The sequence below is a fragment of the Roseomonas sp. TF40 genome (genome assembly GCF_057219975.1).
Genome location: NZ_JBXVVR010000001.1, coordinates 138,481 through 155,551, shown reverse-complemented (window position 1 = coordinate 155,551; position 17,071 = coordinate 138,481). Strand labels below are relative to the sequence as shown.

Here is a 17,071-nt window from a genome sequence, read left to right as displayed (position 1 = left end):
CTGAGGGAGAATGACAATGCTGACCCGCCGACAGGCCGGGCTGGGCGCGCTCGCGCTTGGCCTTGCGCGCCCAGCCCTCGCGCAGGAAGACCTGCCGACCCGACCCATCAACGTGATCGTCCCCTGGCCGCCCGGCGGGCCGACCGACACCTTCGCCCGCGTGCTTTCGCAGCGCATGTCGGCCGATACGGGGCGCAGCTTCGTGGTGGACAATCGCGGCGGCGCGGCCGGGACCATCGGCATGCTCGCCGCCTCCCGCGCCCGGCCGGATGGCACGACCATCGTCATCACGCCCAACAGCAGCTTCGCCATCGCCCCGCATATCTACCCGGTGCAATACAACCAGGAGCGCGACTTCGTCGGCATCTCGCTGCTGGCCTCCTCGCCGCTCTTCATCATGGTGCCGGCGCGCGCGCCCTATCGCACGCTGGCGGAATACATCGCCGCCGCGAAGCAGCCGAACCACCGCATGACCTATGCGAACAGCGGCGTGGGGGCGACCTCGCACCTCGCAGTCGAGCTGTTCATGCAGGAGGCCGGGATCACCATCGAGGAGATCGGCTATCGCGGCGGCGGGCCGGCGCTGCAGGCGGTGCTGGCGGGCGAGACGGGGATGCTGGTGCTGCCCACCGCCGCCGCCATGCCGCTGATCGCCTCGGGCGACCTGCGCGCCCTGGCGGCCACGACGCGCGAGCGCAGCCGTTACGCGCCCGACGTGCCGACCTTCCAGGAACTCGGCTTCGCGGGCTTCGAGGTGGTGGAGCAGATCGGCATGCTCGCCCCCGCCGGCACGCCCGAGCCGATCCTGCGCCGGCTCAACGCCGTGGCGGCCGCGGCGCTGCGCGCGCCCGACATGCAGCCGCGCTGGCAGGCCATGGGCGTCACGGTCGAGGCCCAGCCGATCGAGGCCTGGCCCGCCTTCTTCCGCCGTGAATCCGACAAGTGGCGCGACGTCGTGCGCGCCCGCAACATCAAGGTGCAATGATGCTGGACAAGCTCCGACAGAAGCTGGACTCGATCGGCGAGCCGCTGGGCTATGCCGGGCTGCGCGCGCTTTGCGGCATCTGGCTGATCGCGCATGGCTGGCCGAAATGGCAGATGGGGGTGGCGACCTTCGCCACGAACAGCCTTGCGCGGCGCGGCTTCGAACCGGCCCTGCCACTGGCCTGGATGGTGGTGGGGATCGAGCTGGTGCTCGGGCTGCTGATCACGCTCGGGCTGCTGACGCGCCTCTCTGCCTTCATCGCGGCTGGGCACCTCGCCTTCATCACCTTCTTCGTGGTCTGGCCGAACGGTTTCCCCTGGACGCGGCCGGGTGGCGGCGGCTGGGAATATCCGGCGATGTGGGCCGCGCTGCTGCTGTTCATCGCCATCCGCGGCGGCGGGCAGTATTCGCTCGACCGGCTGATGCCGCGGCGATAGGCGCAGGCGGCAGGCGGCATTGCGCCGCCTGCCGGCCCGTTCCTTCAGCCGCGCCGCGCGGCCTCGGCCATTTCCTCGGCGCGGGCCTGGAGGCGCGCGAAGAGCGCGGGCGCGCCGGGATCGGTGAGGCGCCCGCCCTGCTTCACGATCCGGCCATCGACCAGCACCGTCTCGATATCGCCCGCGCTTGCCTGCAGCAGCACCGCGCCGGCCGCGTCACTCAGCGGCGTGGTGAGCGGCGCATCGGCGCGCACCAGCAGCAAATCCGCGCGCTTGCCCGGCGTCAGGCTGCCCGTCACGGCATCGAGCCCCAGCCCGCGCGCGCCGCCGATGGTGGCGAATTCCAGCATCTGCCGCGCCGTGACCGGCGGCGTGGCGGCCACGGTGCGCGTGGCGGCGATGGCGGCCACGTTCAGCCGGTGCAGCTCCGCCGCCATGGCCACGCGCAGCTGCGGCAGCAGCCCGCCGCCGACCATGGAGGGGATGTCGGTGCCGACCGAGACCTTCATCCCCGCCGCCGCCGCCGCGAACAGGCTCGGATGGCCATGGCCCATGCGCAGCTCGACCTCGGGCGTCGAGCACAGCATCGCACCCTTGTCGGCGGCGAGCTTGTATTCATCGGCCTCGTGGTGGTTCGCGTGGACGATCTGCAGCCGCTCATTCAGCAGCCCCGCGGCGTCGAGCTGCGCCAGCAGCCTCGCCTTCCGGTTCGGGTAGATCGCCGCTCCGGTATGGATGGCGATGGGGATGCCGAGCGTGGCGAGCCGGCGCATATCGACCAGCGCAGGCTCGAGCGGCGTGAAGTCAGGCCCCTGCAGGCAGGTCCAGAGCCGGATCATGCCCGAGGTGCCGAGCCGCCCGTGCAGCGCGCGGGCGTGGTCGATCATGCGCGCATGGAGCGCCGGGGCATCGGCCCCCTGCGGGATGGGCGGGGCGGTATAGGCCAGGATGGCGCGGATGCCCGCCGCCGAAAGCCCCTCGACCGCCGCATCGGCATGGTCGGGCGACATGGTCTCCCGCGACCAGTCCATCACCGTGGTGACGCCGGCGAAGATCTGCTCCAGCGCCCCGGCCTGGTCGGCGAGCTTCACATCTGCCGGCGTCATGCGGTTGGAGTGGCGCAGCACGATGGTCTGGAAATAGCCGCCGAAGGAATGCTCGGTGGACAGGCCGCGCTGCATGGTCTGCGCGAGGTGGATATGGCCGTTGACCATGCCCGGCATGGCGATGCGCCCGGCACCGTCCACCGCCAGCGCGCCGGCGGGGGCGTCGATGGAGGGGGCGATGGCGCGGATGGTGCCCTGCTGCACCAGGATGTCGCCGAGCGGCAGCTCGCCGATCTGCGCGTCCATGGACAGGATATGCGCGCCGCGGATGATGATCGGCCGCGCCGGATCCTGCACCGCCGGCGTCTGCGCGGCGGCCGGCAGGCTGGCGAGGGCGGTGCCCCCAACGGCGCCCCCAACGGCGGCGGCGAAGAGCGTGCGGCGGGCGAGGCCGGTTTCCTCGGTCTGGCTGGTCATGGCGGTGTTCCGTTTCATCCCTGGCGCGCCCGGATCGGGCGCCGCCCCGCGCGATGTGACCGCAACCGATTGCAGGGTCAAGCGGCGGGAGGCCCCCTCCCGCTGCGCGCCCCGCTTCGCTACACGGATCGGAGGAAACCGTCCCGGGAGCGGAGCCGCATGGCCGCCATCACCACCCCCCTCGCCGCCTTCGTCGCCGGCATCAGCCATGACCGCCTGCCGGAGCCGGTGCGGATCCGCACGCGCTTCCTGCTGCTGGATCTGGTGGGCAACATGCTGCGCGGGCGCCACGCGGCGGAGAGCACGGCGCCGCTGCTCGCCGCCGCCCGCGCGCTGGGCCTGGGCGCGGGGGCCTCGGCCGTGTTCGGCGACAGTGCGCGCTTCACCCCCGCCGGCGCGGCGCTGGTGAACGGCGCGCTCGCCCATTCGCTGGATTTCGACGACACCCATGCGGCCTCGAGCCTGCATCCCGGCGCGCCGGTGATCCCCGCCGCCCTGGCCGCCGCCGAGATGTGCGGCGCGAAGGGCGCGGATGTGCTGGCCGCCATCGTCGCGGGCTATGAGGTGACGAACCGGCTCGGCCTCGCTTTGCCGGCCGGGGCGCATTACGCGCGCGGCTTCCACCCCACCGCCACCTGCGGCGCCTTCGGCGCGGCCGCCGCCGCCGCGCGGGTCTTCGGCATGGACGCCAAGGGGGTGGAGGATGCGCTCGGCATCGCGCTCTCCCAATCCGCGGGCAGCCTGCAATTCCTCTCGAACGGCGCCTGGACCAAGCGCTTCCAGGTCGGCTGGGCGGCGATGGCGGGGCTCTCCGCTGCCTGCCTCGCCCGCGAGGGCTTCAAGGGCGCTGCCGAGCCGATCGAGGGCAAGGCCGGCTTCCTGCGCGCCTATGCGCCGGAGCCCAACCCCGCCCGCGTGCTGCAGGACCTCGGCACCGAGTGGGAGCTGATGGCGACGGCGGTGAAGCCCTATCCCTCCTGCCGCTATGGCCATGCCTCGGTCGATGCGGCGCTGGCGCTGCGTGCGGAACTCGGCCTCAAGCCCGAGGAGATCGAGGCCGTGACGATGGGCCTGCCGCGCTCGGGCATGATCCTGATCGGCGACGACATCGAGCGCCGCCGCCGCCCGCAGAACATCGTGGACGGGCAGTTCAGCGGCCCCTTCGTGGTCGCCTGCGCGCTCGCCCGCGGCGCCTTCGGCTGGGACAGCTACAATGACCTCGCGGCGCCGGACCTGGTGCGGCTGATGGGCCTGACCGACTGCGTCTTCGACCCGGAGATCGAGGCCGAATTCCCCGCCAACATGTCCGGCAAGCTGACGCTGCGCGCGCGCGGGCAGGTCTTCACCCGCAAGGTCGTGGTGCCGAAGGGCGAGCCCTCCAACTTCCTCACCGAGGCCGAGCTGATGGCCAAGTATCACGGCCTGGCGGATGCCGTGCTGGGGGCGGAACGCGCCGCGCGCCTCGCCGAGGCGGTGCTGACGCTGCACCAGGCGCCCGGCGTGGCGGGGCTGCTGCGGCTGGGCTCGCCCGCCATGGCGGCGCGCCTCGCCGGCGAGTGATTGGATTGGTCACCATTCCGTGATTGTCTGCGGCGCATCACAGGGAAGCGCCGCCAATGCCCAGCGACCAGCATGACAGTTTCACCGAGACCACCCGCCAGGGCTGGCTTTCGCGCCTCGGCGGCGCGCTCGGGGGGATGCTCTTCGGGCTCGCGCTGATCCCGATCGGCTGTGTGCTGCTGTTCTGGAACGAGGGCCGCGCCGTGCAGACCGCGCGCTCCCTCGCCGAGGGCGCGGGGCTGGTCACCAGTATCGCCGCCGAGCGGATCGACCCGGCCAATGCCGGGCGGCTGGTGCATGTCAGCGGGCCGCTGCGCGTCGCGACGCTGCCACGCGACCCGGATTTCACCCTCGCCATCCCCGCCGGCACGCTGCGCCTGCAGCGCAGGGTCGAGATGTATCAATGGCAGGAGAAGCAGGAGAGCGAGACGCGCAACCGCCTCGGCGGGGGGACGGAGACGGTGACCACCTACACCTATTCCCGCGCCTGGGTGGAGGGGCGGGTGGACAGTTCGCGTTTCCGCCAGCCCGAGGGGCGCGCCAACCCCATGCCGCGCCATGAGAGCCGGGACTGGGCCGCGGAGGGGGTGACGCTGGGCGCCTTCCGCCTGACGCCGGCGCAACTCGCGGATATTCCGGCGAGCGAATCCCTCCCCGCCCCGCGCGGAGGCGGCAACACCTTGTATCTCGGCGCGGATCCCGAGACCCCGCGCGTGGGCGATCTGCGGATCACCTGGACCGTGGCGCGGCCCGAGGCGGTCTCGGTGATCGCGGCCCAGCAGGGCCAGGGCTTCGCCCCCTTCGCCACGCGGGCGGGGGACCGGCTGTTCATGCTGGTGCCGGAAGCCCAGCCCGCGAGTGCCATGTTCCAGGCGGCGGAGGAGGGCAATGTGGTGCTCACCTGGATCCTGCGCCTGGTCGGCACGCTCGCCATCCTGTTCGGCTGGAGCCTGCTGTTCAACCCGATGAAGGTGCTGGCTGATGTCGTGCCGCTGTTCGGCAGCATCGTGGGCGCCGGCACGGGGCTGGTCGCCTTCCTGCTGACGCTGGTGATCGCGCCGGCGGTGATCGGCGTGGCCTGGCTGTTCTACCGCCCGCTGATCGGCCTCGCCGCGCTGTGCCTGACAGGCCTTGGCATCTTCGGCCTGACCCGGCTGCGCCGCCGCAAGCCCGCGGCGGCCTGAGGCGGGCCGCGTTCCGCCGAACGCGGCCCAGGGCATCCTTCCCCCTTAGATGAGGAAGATGTCGCCCGCGGACGGCAGCAGCCCGTTCTGGAACAGCGCGACGAATTCGCGCGCCGCCCCGCCCCGGCCATCGACATCGAAGAAGAGGCGCCCGTCGCTGGCCAGGATGAACTGCCACTCGCCCGCCTCGGCCGTGGTGCCGGTGTCGGAGACCAGCAGGCGCGGCGCGCCGAGCGCGGTGGTCTGACCGGCCAGGGCGCCCGGCGCCAGGCCGCCGAAGGCGCTGCCGAGCAGCAGCACCTCGTCCACCCCCGCCTCGAAGTCGCGCACGATGTCACCATCCGGACCGCGGCCGGCGAAGACGAAGCTGTCCGCCCCCGCGCCGCCGATCATCTGGTCGCGCAGGGCGCCGCCAACCAGCGTATCCGCGCCCTCCCCGCCATGCAGGATGTCGCGCCCGCCCAGGCCCTCGAGCCGGTTGTCGCCGGCATTGCCGATGAGCCAGTTGTTGCCGCCATTGCCGGTGGCGTCCAGGGCCTCGGTACCGCGCAGGAACAGCACCTCGACCTGCGCCGGCAGGGTCAGGGTGATGATGCTGTAGATGGTGTCGCGCCCCGCCCCTGCGGCCTCGACGATGTTCACCCCGGCGGCCTGCACGCGATAGAGGTCGTGGCCGTCGCCGCCCACCAGCGTATCGCCCGCCGCGCCGTTCAGCGTGTCATGCCCGCCGAGCCCGCTCAGCACATTGGCCGCGGCGTTGCCGATCAGCAGGTTGCCCTGGGCGTTGCCGGTGCCGGCGCTGGCGCCGTCGAGCAGCACGAGGTCCTCGATCTGCGCCGCCAGCGTGTGGTCGCGCGCGGCGATCACGCGGTCCCGCCCGCCGCCGGGGCTTTCCACGAAGATGTCCGCCTCGAGGCCGAGGATGTAGACGTCATCCCCCAGCCCGCCGATCAGCGTGTCGATGCCGAGGCCGCCATCCAGCGTATCCGCCCCGGCCCCGCCATCCAGCATGTTCGCGGCGTCGTCGCCGGTCAGCAGGTCATCCTGGGCGCCGCCCTGCGCGGCCTCGAAACCGGCGACCGTGTCGCCATCCGCCTGCACCGTGAGGCGCAGGTCGATGACCACGGCGTTCAGCGCACCGGCATAGGAGAGCTGGTCGAAACCCGCCCCGCCGTCGAGCCGGTCGGCCCCCGCCCCGCCTTCGATGCGGTTGCCGCCGGCATCGCCGGTCAGCGTGTCCGCACCCGCGCCGCCGATCAGGATCTCGATGCCCACCAGCGTATCGCCACTCGCCGCGCCGCCCGAGGCGATGCCGGCGCCGAGATCGATGTGCAGATCCGCGGTCTCATCCCTGTAATCGGCCGCATCGGTCCCCGCCCCGCCATTGAGGCTGTCACCACCCGCGCCGCCGATCAGCGTGTCGTCGCCGGCCGCGCCATCGATGATGTCATCGCCGCCGAGGCCATCGATCAGGTCATCGCCCGAGGTGCCGGTCAGCGTGTCCGGGCCCTCGGTCGAGGGCGCGAGCAGCACGGCCTCGCCTTCCTGCTCGATGTCGGCGAAGACGAAGCGCTCCACCCCGCGCACCGTATCCGCGCCATCGGGCGCGCCCCCGCGCAGGTCGCGCAGGGTGTAGCCGCCGGTGATCGCGCTGATCAGGTAGTCGCTGCGGTTGCCGGTGTAGACCGCAACATCCGCGCCGACAGCGCCCTCAAGCACGTCATTGCCGGCACCGCCGATGAGGGTATCCGCGCCCGCATCGCCGATGAGGGTATCGGCGCCCGCCCCGCCATCGAGCGCATTGGCCGTCTCGTCGAAGCCGCCGCTCTGGCGCATGGCCCAGAGCTCGTCATCGCCCTCGCCGCCCTCCAGCGTGTCGGCGCCCATCTCGCCTTCGAGGACATCATCCTCGGTGCCGCCGAGCAGGCTGTCCGCGCCGACGCCGCCGCGCAGCGTATCCGCCCCCGCGCCGCCATCGAGCGTATCGGCGCCGTTGTTGCCGATCAGGCTGTCATCGCCGGCCTCCCCGCGCAGCAGGTTGGCATCCGTCTCGGTGCCGCCGACCAGGATCACCGCGGCGAGCGTGTCATCGCCCGCGCCACCTTCGAGCGTATCGGCGCCGACCGTGCCCTGGAGCAGATCGTCGCCCTCCCCGCCCCGCAGCAGGTCGTCGCCGACACCGCCTTCGAGCGTATCCGCGCCGTCGTCGCCGTTGAGCGTGTCCGCCCCGCCATTGCCGAGCAGGCTGTCCGCGCCGGTGCCACCTTCGAGGAGGTTGGCATCCCCCTCATTGCCACCGGCGATCAGGATGTCGTCGCCCGCGCCGCCGCGCAGCGTGTCGGCGCCATCCGCCCCTTCCAGCCGGTCATCGCCGTCCTCGCCTTCCAGCAGGTCGTCGCCCGCGCTGGCGGCCAGCGTATCCGCGCCCTCGCCACCGCGCAGGGTGTTCGCCTCGACATCGCCGGCCAGGTGATCCGCGCCGGAACCGCCCTGCACCGACCGGAAGCCGGTGATGGTGTCGCCTTCGGCATCGCCGCCACCCACCTCACGCGTGCTGAGGTTCACGACGACGCCGATGGTGTCGCCCGCATAGCTGAGGATGACGGTGCCCGCCGCGCTGTGCAGGCTGTCCGCTCCCGCACCGCCTTCGACCACGGAATCGCCGCCGAGCGCCTCGATCGTGTCGTCGCCGGCACCGCCGAACATCCGGTCGCTGCCGAGGCCGCCGAGGAGCGAATCCGCGCCGTCCAGCCCCTCCAGCGTGTCGTCGCCGTCCAGGCCCGAGAGGGTGTCGTCGCCGATCCCGCCGGTGAGGCTGTCCGCCTCCGCCGTGCCGACCAGGTTCAGGTACCGCACCGTCGCATCCGCGAAGGCCAGGGCCTCCACGCCCAGCAGCGTATCCGCGCCATCGGGGCTTCCCAGGCGCAGGTCGGTGACGATCACGCCGCCATCGATCCGCACCCGCGCATAATCGGCGAAGTTGCCGGAAAAGCGCGCCAGATCCTCGCCCTCCCCGCCCTCGATCCAGTCATTGCCCGCGCCACCGACCAGCGTGTCGGCGCCCGTCCCGCCATCCAGGCTGTCCGCGCCGGCGCTGGCCGAGATGCTGTCGTCGCCCTCGCCGCCGCTCAGCGTGTCGTCGCCAAGCTCCTGCACCTCGACCGCGTCGATGCCGAGCGTGTCATTGCCCGCCCCACCCTCGAGCAGGTCGTGGCCATTGAGGCCGAGCAGCAGGTCGTCGCCGCCCTCGCCATAAAGGCTGTCGGCATCGGAGGGGCCGCCGAAGGCGAGGCTGTAGAGGTAGTCATTGCCTTCGCCGCCGCGCAGCAGGTCATCGCCCGCGCCGCCATCGAGCGTATCGGCGCCACCCAGGCCTTCCAGCGTGTCGTCGCCACCCTGGCCGGCGATCCGCTCGGCCAGCGCCTCGGACCCGCGCAGCGAATCCGCACGGTCCGAGCCGGTCAGCCCGTCGAAGGCACCGACGAGCGTATCGCCCTCGGCATCCCCGCCGGCGGTCACCCCGGTTTCGAGATCGACCTGCACCGCCTCGGCGCTGAAGGCGTAGTTGGCCACGGTGCCGGCCGAGCTGGCGATCAGCAGGTCGCCCCCCGCGCCGCCGAAGAGGTTGGCGCCATCGGCCCCGCCCTCCAGCGTGTCGCTGCCGGCATCGCCATGCATCTGGTCGAAGCCCGCACCGCCGAGCAGATGGTCGTCATCGGCGCCGCCGAAGAGGGCATCGCTGTCCGCCCCACCCTCGAGCGTGTCATCGCCGGCAATGCCGCGCAGCTGGTCCAGCCCGCCCTGGCCCTGCAGGTGGTTGGCGCCGGCATCGCCGGTGAGGTTGTCGCCCCCCGAACCGCCGATGATCGCCTCGAAACCCGTGATCGTATCACCCGCGGCCGCGCCGCCGGTCGTGCCATCCAGCCCGACGGTGACGGCAAGGGTCTCTTCGCCATAGTCGAGCGTATCCGTGCCCGCACCGCCCACCAGGCTGTCGGCGCCCGCGCCACCGGCGATCAGGTCATTGCCGTCACCGCCGACCAGGGTGTCGTCGGCGGCGAGGCCGCGAATGGTGTCATTGCCGCCGAGGCCATCCAGCACATCCGGGTCGGGCGTGCCGGTCAGGCTGTCCGCCCCGGAGGTCGGCGTGGTCGGCGGCAGGAAGAGCGCCGCCTCATTCTGCGTGATGTCGGCGAAGGCGAAGATCTCGATACCCGAGAGCGTATCCCCGCCATCGGGGCTGCCATCGCGCAGATCCTCGACCAGGTAGCCGCCGGGGATGGTGGTGATGGCGTAGTCCGCCCGGTTGCCGCTGAAGCGGGCGACATCCTCGCCCTCCCCGCCCTCGAGGGAATCCGCGCCGCCACTGCCGGTAAGCGTATCCGCGCCCCCCAGGCCGAAGAGGGAATCATCGCCATAGGCGCCGGTCAGGCTGTCGGCATCCGCCGTGCCGTCGAGGCGCCTTCCCAGCATGTCCGCCAGCGCGAAGGTCCCGTCATCGAAGGCGATCTGCTCGATATCGACGAGCCCATCCCGGCCCTCGGGCGTGCCCCCACGAAGGTCGGCGACGTAGACGGCCCCATCGGCGGTGGTGAAGGAGAAGTCGCGGCGGTTGCCGGCGAAGACCGCAGTGTCGGTGCCGTCACCGCCGTAGAGGATGTCGTTCCCGGCGCCGCCGATCAGCGTGTCGTTATCCGCCCGCCCGTCCAGGTAGTCATCACCGGCGCGGCCCTCCAGCAGGTCGGCGCCGAGGTGGGTGATGAAAGAGTTGTCTGCCTCGTTGCCGCGCAGCGTATCCGCCCCGGACCCACCCGAGACGTCCTCGAAGCCGATCAGCGTGTCGCCCTCGGCATCGCCGCCCGAGCTCGTGCCAGCGGCCAGATCCACCAGCAGGTCGCCGATGCTGGTCAGGTAGTAGGCGAGGTCGCGACCGGCGCCGCCATCGGCGAGGGTCGGATCGGCACCCATGATGACCAGGTCGTCGCCCGCGCCCCCCTGCACCGTATCGGTGCCGAAATTCGCGTTGATGGTGTCATCGCCGGCATCGCCGTTGATCTCGTCGTCGCCGTGCCCACCGATGAGGATGTCGTTGCCATCGCCGCCGGAGAGCGTGTCGTCGCCCGCATTGCCGCGCAGATGGTTGGCGGCATCCGAGCCGATGAGGTGGTCGTCGCCGAAGCTGCTGCTCACATCCTCGATGCCGACCAGCGTGTCGCCTTCCGCCTCGCCGCCCGAACCGAGTCCGGTGGTGAGGTTCACCACATTGCCGGGGCCGGATTCGCTGTAGTCCGCGAGGTCGCGCGCGCCCTCACCGCCATCGAGACGGTCGGCGCCGAGGCCGCTGATCAGCACATCGTCGCCCGGCCCACCCGCGAGGGTGTTGGCCCCCGCATCGCCGGTAAGGCTGTCATTGCCGCTGCCGCCGATGATCGCCTCGAAGCTGCCATCGATCGTATCGCCCTGGGCCAGGCCGCCGAATTGCAGCGCCTCGACCAGGTCGACGTTCACCCCCACCGTATCGGCGCCGTAGTCGAGCGTATCGTTGCCCGCCCCGCCCGAAAGGCTGTCGCCGCCCGCGCCGCCGGCGATCAGGTCATCGCCGCCCGCGCCCACCAGCGTGTCGGACTCCGCGAGGCCGAGGATGGTGTCGGCGCCCGCCTCGCCCAGCAGGCTGTCGGCATCGGGCGTGCCGGTGAGCAGCAGGCCCACCTCGGCCATCGCCACCAGGCCATCGGCGAAGAGGAGGTGTTCGATGCCCGCAAGCGTGTCGGCGCCGTCGGGGCTGCCGACGCGCAGATCGGCGATCACATAGGCGCGCCCGCCGTCCAAATCCAACGCCGAGACACTGTAATCGGCCCGGTTGCCGCTGTAGCGGGCGACATCCTCGCCCACCGGCGGCCCGCCGAATCCGGTCAGGTCGACCAGCACATCGTTGCCCGCACCGCCTTCCAGCGTATCGGCGCCGGTCGAGGCAATCAGCGTGTCGCTGCCCGCCTCACCGATCAGCAGATTGTCGCCCTGAGCCCCACCGAGCTCATTGTCGGCGGCATCGCCGCGCACCGTGTCGTTGCCCGCGCCGGCGTACAGGATCTCGATGCCGATCAGCGTATCGCCCTCGGCCTCGCCACCCGTGCCGCGGCCGGTGGTGAGGTCGATGTGCATGTCCGCCGTGGCCACGAGGTAGGAGAGCTCGTCGATGCCCGCGCCGCCATCGAGCAGGTCGGCCCCGGCCGCGGCGACGATCTGATCATCGCCTTCGCCCCCGCGCACCGTATCGTCGCCTTCGCCGTCCTCGAGCAGGTCGCCGCCGTCGCCGCCCTCGATCACATCGTCGCCGTCGTCGCCCGAGAGCGAGTCCTCGCCCGTGCCGCCGATGAGCGAATCGTCGCCGCCCTCGCCATCGAACACCACGCCGCTGTTGCCGGCGGTGAGGGTATCGCCCTGCTCGCTGCCATAGACGACGAAGATTCCGCTGAGCGTGTCGCCCTCCGCGTCGCCGCCCGTGCCGCGGCCGGTGGCGAGGTTCACCTGCACGCCCAGCGTCGATCCCTGGTAGTCGGCATGGCTCCGCCCACCGCCCTCGAGCCGGTCCGCACCCGCACCACCAGCGATCGTGTTGTTGCCCTCCCCGCCGATGATCACGTCATCGCCCGCATTGCCCTCAATCAGGTCGTCGCCATCGCCGCCCTCGAGCGTGTTGGCGCCGTCATTGCCGCGCAGCCGGTCGTCGTCACTGCCGCCGATCACCGCTTCGAAGCTGCCATCGATGGTGTCGCCGAAGGCGGGCCCGCTGGACTGCACGCCGCCGGCAAGGTTCAAATCCACCCGGTCAACGGCTTCGCTGTAGTCGAGCGTGTCGCTGCCCTCGCCGCCGAGCATGCTGTCGCCGCCGTCGCCGCCCGCGATCAGGTCATCGCCCGCGCCGCCGACCAGCGTGTCGGAGTCCGCAAGGCCGCGGATGGTGTCGCCGCCAGTCCCGCCCACCAGGCTGTCGGCGTCGGGCGTGCCGGTCAGCAGCAGGCCCAGCGTGTCGATCGCCGCCACCCCGTCGGCGAAGGCGATCTGCCCGATGCCGATGAGCGTATCCGCCCCGTCGGGGCTGCCCTCGCGCAGATCCCTGACCACATAGGCGCCGGGCACGGACGTGATGCTGTAGTCGGCCCGATTGCCGGAATAGCACGCCACGTCGTTGATGACCGGCGGCGTCAGGAAGGCGCCGGTATTGCCCAGCAGGTCGTCGCCCGCCCCGCCTTCGAGCGTATCGGCGCCCGCTTCGGAGAACAGCGTATCCGCGCCTGCTCCCCCGATCAGCAGATTCGCACCGAGACCGCCACCGATGTAGTTGTCGGCGTCATCGCCACGCAGCGTGTCGTCGCCCGCGCCGCCGCCCAGGACCTCGATGCCGATGAGCGTGTCGCCCTCCGCATCGCCCCCGAAGCCGCGGCCGAGCGCCAGGTCCACCTCGATGGCCGCCACCGCGTCGAAATAGAGAAGCTGGTCGCGGCCCGCGCCGCCGTCGAAGAAGTCGGCACCCGCGCCCGTGCCGGCGACCAGGATGTCGTCATCCGCCCCGCCCAGCAGCGTGTCGGCGCCGGCGCCGGCGACCATGTAGTCCCCGCGCGCGCCGCCCTCGATCAGGTCGTCGCCATCGCCGCCCTCGAACGTATCCTCGCCCGCCCCGCCGATCAGCGAATCCGCCCCGCCTTCGCCCAGCGCCTCGATCCCGGCATTGGCCGCGATCACGGTGTCGGACTGGGCGCTGCCGAGGATGCTGTCGATGCCCGAGAGCGTGTCGCCCTCCGCATCGCCGCCCGATCCCAGGCCCGTGTTGAAATCCACCCGCACGCCGAGCGCGGAGCCCGCATAGCTCGCGAGATCGCGCCCCGACCCCTCCAGCCGGTCGGCGCCCGCGCCCCCGACGAGGGTGTTGTTGCCGGAGCGGCCGATCAGCACGTCGTCGCCCGCACCGCCATCGATGTGGTCGCCGCCGGCGAAGCCATCGATCGTGTTGGCGCCGTCATTGCCGCGCAGCTGGTCGCCGGCCGCGCTGCCGATCAGCGCCTCGAAGCTGCCATCGATGATGTCGTTCTCGCCGAGCCCCGTGCCCTGCACGCCGCCCGCAAGATCGATGATCACGGGGAAGGCGCCACCGGAATAGTCGAGCGTATCGCTGCCCTCGCCGCCGGTCATGCTGTCGGCGCCCGCACCGCCCGAGACGAGGTCATCGCCCGCGCCGCCATCGATCGTATCCGCCGCGGCGAGGCCACGGATGGTGTCGCCGCCATCGAGCCCCGTCAGGCTGTCGGCGTCGGGCGTGCCGGTCAGCAGCAGGCCAACCTCGCTGAAGGCGACGACGCCATCGGCGAACGCGATCGAGCCGATGCCGGCGACCGTATCCACGCCATCGGGGCTGCCCTCGCGCAGGTCCGTGATGACGTAGGCGCGCAGGAAGGATTCTGTCGAGCCGGCGCCGACGATGGTGGTGATGCCATAATCGGCGCGATTGCCGCTGAAGCGAACCACAGCCGAGACAGCCTCCACACCGGCGTTCTCGACATAGACCAGGTCATTGCCGCCGCCGCCTTCGAGCGTGTCGGCCAAACCGCCGCTGACCAGGATGTCCGCGCCGCCGCCGCCGATCAGCAGATTGTCGCCAAGGCTGCCGAACAACATGTTGTCGGCGCCATCGCCGCGCAGCGTATCGCTGCCCAGGCCACCGGACAGCACTTCGATGCCGATCAGCGTATCGCCCTCGGCCTCTCCGCCGAAGCCACGCCCGGCTTCGAGATCGACCTCGATAGCCTCGGTGCTGTCGGCGTATCCGGCCACGTCAAGACCTTCGCCACCATCGATCAGGTCGGCGCCGGCACCGCCAACAAGCTGGTCCGAGCCTTCGCCGCCGCGCAGCGTGTCCGCGCCGGCATCGCCCGTGAGGACGTCAAATCCCGCGCCGGCTTCGACCAGGTCATTGCCCGCGCCGCCGCTCAGCGATGTCTGCTCCCCGCTGGTGGTGAGCACGTCATCGCCATCGCCGCCCAGCACCGTGGCGTTATCGGCACCGCCGGTCAGCGTATCGGCATGCGCGCTGCCCAGTACCCACTCGATGCCGATGAGCGTGTCGCCCTCGGCATCGCCGCCCGTGCCGAGTCCGGTACCGAGGTCCACCTGCACGGCGGTCGCCGATTCGCTGTAGTCGGCGGTGTCCGTGTTCCCCCCGCCATCGAGCCGGTCGGCGCCCGCACCGCCCTCCAGGAGGTCGTCGTTGTCACCACCAAGGAGCACGTCATCGCCCGCGCCACCGCGCAGCGTATCCGCCCCGAAGCCGCCATCGAGCGTCTCATTGCCCGCGCCGCCGACCAGGCTGTCCGCACTGACGCTGCCGAACACGGCTTCGAAGCTGGTGTCGATGATGTCGGCGGGCTCGAAGCCGCCCGACATGATGCCGAGGCCGAGATCGAGATGGACGGAATTGCCGGTGTTGGAATAGTCGAGCGTGTCATTGCCGGCACCGCCGACGAGGCTGTCGGCGCCGATGCCGCCCTCGATCAGGTCGTTGCCGACGCCACCGGCCAGGGTGTCATCGCCATCGCCGCCGCGCAGCGTGTCGTCGCCGGCCAGGCCTTCCAGCAAGTCGGGATTCGCCGTGCCGACCAGGCTGTCATTGCCATCGCGCGAGGTGGAGAGCGCGGCGGCGCGGCTCATCACATCGCCGGCGAAGCTCAGGAACTCGATGCCATCGAGCGCGTCGCCACCGTCATTCGCCCCGCTGCGCTGGTCGATCACGAAGGTCAGGCCGGCGATGAACTGCACATTGTAGTCGCTGCGCGCGCCGCTGAAGAGCGCGAGGTCGATCCCGTCGCCGCCCAACAGCCCGTCATCCCCGGCCCCGCTGCGCAGCGTGTCGGCGCCCGCGCCGCCGGACATCTCATGGCCGGCGTCACCGGCGATCAGCAGATCGTCGCCCGCCCCCCCGATGACGTGGCGGAAGTCGTTGGCGAGGACATCGCCCTCGGCATCGCCGCCCGCGGCGGTGTCGGCACCCAGATCGACCACGACGCCCGCCGTGTCGGACTCGTAGGAGAGCGTGTTGTCGCCCGCCCCGCCCGAAAGGCTGTCCGCCCCTGCGCCGCCCTCGATGAGATCGTTCTGCGTCCCGCCCAGGAGCGTGTCATTGCCTGCGAGGCCGCGGATCGTGTCGTCGCCGGCCAGGCCGTCGAGCATGTCGGCGTCGGGCGTGCCGGTCAGGCTGTCGGCGCCGCTGGTCGGCGTGGTCGGGGGGGCGAAAAGGCCCTCGGCCGTCTGGGTGACATCGGCGAAGGCGAAGCTCTCCACGCCCAGCACGCTATCCGTGCCATCGGGGCTCAATGCGCGCAGATCCACGATCCGGAAACCGCCCGCGATGACGCTGATGGCGTAATCCACCCGGTCGCCGCTGAAGACGACCTCATCGGTTCCCTCACCGCCGTCGATCGAGTCATCGCCGGCCCCGCCCTCCAGCGTATCGGCGCTGCCTTGGCCCAGAAGCGTGTCACTCCCGCCACCGCCGGAGAGTTCGTTCGCGACGGCGGAGCCGATCAGGCTGTCATCCAGGGCACTGCCGAACGCGCCCTCGATGCCGCTCACCGTGTCATTTTCCGCATGTCCGCCGCGGACCGTCTGCGCCGTGAGATCGACGGTCACCGCGCCGGAGGAGGTGCCGTAATCCAGGATGTCACCCGTGCCCACCCCACCCTGCAGAAGGTCGGTGCCGACGCCGCCGATCAGGGTGTCGTCACCGCCCTCCCCCGCGAGGAGGTCGTTGTTCGAGTGGCCATCCAGCAGGTCGTTGCCTTCGCCACCGTAGATGAAGTTGGTCACGGAACTGCCCGTGAGCGTGTCGTTGCCGAAGCCGCCGTCCATATCCTCGAAGCCGCCGGCCAGGATATCGCCCTCCGCATCACCGCCGGAGGTCGCGCCGGTCGCGAGGTTGACCGAGACGCCAACCGTATCCGAATCGTAGGACAGCGTATCGATACCCGAGCCACCGGCCATGCTGTCCGCGCCGGGCCCGCCCACGATGCTGTCAGACCCCCCAAGGCCGTCGATCGTGTCATCGCCGCCGAGGCCGCGAATAACGTCTGCCAAAGCGGTGCCGGGGATGCTGTTCGAACCGCTATCACCGGTGATGTTGGCCATGGCTGCGCTCCCTGGTGTCCACGGGGCCGCCACAAGGCCTGCCCGCAACGGAATTTCCCCGGCGGGTCGGATAGGGCGTCCAAATTTTAAATCAGTGGTAATCCATACCTATTCCTTGGGCAAATGCCATGCGGAATCTGCGGCCAAAATCGGGAGGGTCAGCCCCCATGGCCCTTCCGGGCGGCTGCCCCTATCCTTCCCAAGGCC

At 71.3% G+C, this 17,071-nt stretch carries 6 protein-coding genes; 4 read left to right on the top strand and 2 right to left on the bottom strand.

All coding sequences use genetic code 11. The annotated features are described in order from the left end of the window. Positions 1–16: 16 nt before the first annotated feature. Together AC2D9U_RS00630 and AC2D9U_RS00625 are read left to right on the top strand one after the other, a co-directional pair. Entirely contained in the window at positions 17–985 is a 969-nt protein-coding gene (locus AC2D9U_RS00630) for a Bug family tripartite tricarboxylate transporter substrate binding protein (protein ID WP_484745371.1), read from the top strand. Beyond that, positions 985–1,422, top strand: a complete 438-nt coding sequence (locus AC2D9U_RS00625) for a DoxX family protein (RefSeq protein WP_484745370.1) — start codon at positions 985–987, stop codon at positions 1,420–1,422. Before AC2D9U_RS00630 ends, AC2D9U_RS00625 begins: the two co-directional genes overlap by 1 nt. 44 nt (positions 1,423–1,466) lie before the next feature. On the opposite strand, the gene AC2D9U_RS00620 is transcribed toward AC2D9U_RS00625, so the two are convergent. Continuing rightward, complete coding sequence (locus AC2D9U_RS00620; RefSeq protein WP_484745369.1) at positions 1,467–2,945, bottom strand: amidohydrolase family protein; 1,479 nt, start codon at positions 2,943–2,945, stop codon at positions 1,467–1,469. A gap of 159 nt (positions 2,946–3,104) precedes the next feature. Between AC2D9U_RS00620 and AC2D9U_RS00615 the strand changes: the two genes are divergently transcribed. Both AC2D9U_RS00615 and AC2D9U_RS00610 read left to right on the top strand, forming a co-directional pair. Further along, on the top strand, positions 3,105–4,505 hold the full coding sequence (locus AC2D9U_RS00615; RefSeq protein ID WP_484745368.1) for an MmgE/PrpD family protein: 1,401 nt from the start codon (positions 3,105–3,107) through the stop codon (positions 4,503–4,505). Positions 4,506–4,561: 56 nt separating this feature from the next. After that, positions 4,562–5,689 carry a TMEM43 family protein gene (locus AC2D9U_RS00610; protein ID WP_484745366.1) on the top strand — a complete coding sequence of 376 codons (1,128 nt, stop codon included), beginning with the start codon at positions 4,562–4,564 and terminating at the stop codon, positions 5,687–5,689. A gap of 45 nt (positions 5,690–5,734) precedes the next feature. Here AC2D9U_RS00610 and AC2D9U_RS00605 read toward each other — a convergent pair whose 3' ends face one another. After that, entirely contained in the window at positions 5,735–16,864 is an 11,130-nt protein-coding gene (locus AC2D9U_RS00605) for a beta strand repeat-containing protein (protein WP_484745364.1), read from the bottom strand. Positions 16,865–17,071: the final 207 nt, after the last annotated feature.

Coding starts and splice junctions, on each gene's coding strand:
- AC2D9U_RS00630 (WP_484745371.1), top strand. CDS start 17: ATGCTGACCCGCCGACAGGCCGGGCTGGGCGCGCTCGCGCTTGGCCTT.
- AC2D9U_RS00625 (WP_484745370.1), top strand. CDS start 985: ATGCTGGACAAGCTCCGACAGAAGCTGGACTCGATCGGCGAGCCGCTG.
- AC2D9U_RS00620 (WP_484745369.1), bottom strand. CDS start 2,945: ATGACCAGCCAGACCGAGGAAACCGGCCTCGCCCGCCGCACGCTCTTC.
- AC2D9U_RS00615 (WP_484745368.1), top strand. CDS start 3,105: ATGGCCGCCATCACCACCCCCCTCGCCGCCTTCGTCGCCGGCATCAGC.
- AC2D9U_RS00610 (WP_484745366.1), top strand. CDS start 4,562: ATGCCCAGCGACCAGCATGACAGTTTCACCGAGACCACCCGCCAGGGC.
- AC2D9U_RS00605 (WP_484745364.1), bottom strand. CDS start 16,864: ATGGCCAACATCACCGGTGATAGCGGTTCGAACAGCATCCCCGGCACC.